This is a genomic window from Thiolapillus sp. (assembly GCF_048562965.1).
GTDB classification, from domain to species: domain Bacteria; phylum Pseudomonadota; class Gammaproteobacteria; order Chromatiales; family Chromatiaceae; genus Thiolapillus; species Thiolapillus brandeum_A.
Genome location: NZ_JBHNMF010000711.1, coordinates 1 through 1541, shown reverse-complemented (window position 1 = coordinate 1541; position 1541 = coordinate 1). Strand labels below are relative to the sequence as shown.

The window sequence follows — 1541 nt, the reverse complement described above, 5'->3', positions numbered from 1 at the left end:
GCTATTGGGCCTTAACTGGCACCAGGTTGACGCCATCAAGGCGCGGGCGGTTAAGCGTGGGCTGGCCCGGCGTCAGGCGACGAAGATCGACTGTCTTGGTATCGACGAGAAACAGTTCCGCCGCTGCCAGCCATGGAGAGCGAAGCGAAGGCTGGTAGACCCCAGTAGCCGCGAGGCCGCACTGTTTTCCCGGCGTGCCTTGCGCCAGAGGGAAAACAAAGTAGGCCTCCGAACGCGGCGTCCAGTCATTGGGAGCCAAGTACGGAGCAGCAACGAGCTTGCGAAGTTGTTGCGTAGTGCTGGGTGACCAGGACGGCTGGGGCACCAATAGGTTGTCAAAGGCCGAGTCGATTTTGGGGACTGGGATGTCCCAAAATCTTTCACGAGGCCGAAGACACGCTTGTGTCACTGGCGGTTGTATGCCACGGGCGCAAGGCGTTGAAAATATTCCCTGCAGTTCCGGTATTTCCTCCGTTCCTGGAGGTCAAGGGCATATGTGTTGATGGTGATCAGTCGCGTCCGTTTCTTCGTGGGTGACGATGGCGGTCATGAAAATGATCTTTATTCGAGAAAGCGTTTCGTCTTCCTGCAACAGGGTTGCGACTTCCTCTCCGCCCATGTCCGGCATCATGACGTCCAGCAGGGTCACGTCGGGCTGAAATTCCCGTGCGGCGGCCACAGCTTGGCTGCCCTGGTTTTCTGTCTTCACGATGAAGTCGCCGGTGCGTTCGAGATTGAGCTTAACCATGCGGGTGACGGCGGGTTCGTCGTCGACAACCAGGATACGTTTCGTCATTGTGTGTTTTCCCTGTTGGTTTTTCTGAAAAGCAGGATGACAGACGTGCCACCTTCCGGCCGGTTGTCGATGTCGATGCCGCCATGATGCAGGTTGATGATATTCCTCGTGACCGACAATCCCAGTCCGGTACCTTCGCCGACTGCCTTGGTAGTATAGAATAGCTCGAAAATCTTTTCCCTGTCCTGGGGACGGATGCCGGGGCCGGTATCCGCCACTTCCACTTCGATGACAGATTCGCCCGCTTGAAAACGGGCTTGCCTGGCGCCTTTGTTTTGCCCGGGCCTGTCGATGTCCACTTCCCGTGTTGTCACCTGAAGCTCGCCATCGTGTTCCATGGCCTGGGCAGCGTTCATGAACAGGTTGATGAACACCTGCTGCAGCTTGTTCTTGTCCATGTCCATGTCCGGCAGGGTATCGGACAGTGACAGCTTGGGCTGAATATGTCTTTGCCGCAGTTCGTGTTCCACCAGGTGCAGGGTGTCCCGGATTACCGCGTTGACGTTGCCTCTTTCCAGTTTCAGTTGCTTGTCCCGGGAGAAATCCAGCAGGCCGTGGATGACCGTGTTGGCGCGATGCACGGCATCCTCCATGTCTTTCTGGACTTCCCTGTTGGTGGGGTTTTCAAGCGTGTCTTCGGCCTCGTGATAGATTTTGGGACATCCCAGTCCCCAAAATCGACTCAGCCTTTGACAACCTATTTGTGCCCCAGCCGTCCTGGTCACCAAGCACTACGCAACAACTT

At 56.6% G+C, this 1541-nt stretch carries 3 protein-coding genes; all 3 read right to left on the bottom strand.

Features of this window, described 5'->3' with window-relative positions:
- Position 1: 1 nt before the first annotated feature.
- The 3 genes from ACOCD2_RS19435 to ACOCD2_RS19425 all read right to left on the bottom strand — a co-directional run bounded on the left by ACOCD2_RS19435 (position 2) and on the right by ACOCD2_RS19425 (position 1389).
- On the bottom strand, positions 2–325 hold the full coding sequence (locus tag ACOCD2_RS19435; RefSeq protein ID WP_293814951.1) for a hypothetical protein: 324 nt from the start codon (positions 323–325) through the stop codon (positions 2–4).
- A 159-nt stretch (positions 326–484) separates the two neighbouring features.
- Complete coding sequence (locus ACOCD2_RS19430; protein ID WP_293647495.1) at positions 485–796, bottom strand: response regulator; 312 nt, start codon at positions 794–796, stop codon at positions 485–487.
- On the bottom strand, positions 793–1389 hold the full coding sequence (locus tag ACOCD2_RS19425; protein ID WP_293653331.1) for a sensor histidine kinase: 597 nt from the start codon (positions 1387–1389) through the stop codon (positions 793–795). Before ACOCD2_RS19425 ends, ACOCD2_RS19430 begins: the two co-directional genes overlap by 4 nt.
- Between the last annotated feature and the right edge of the window lie 152 nt (positions 1390–1541).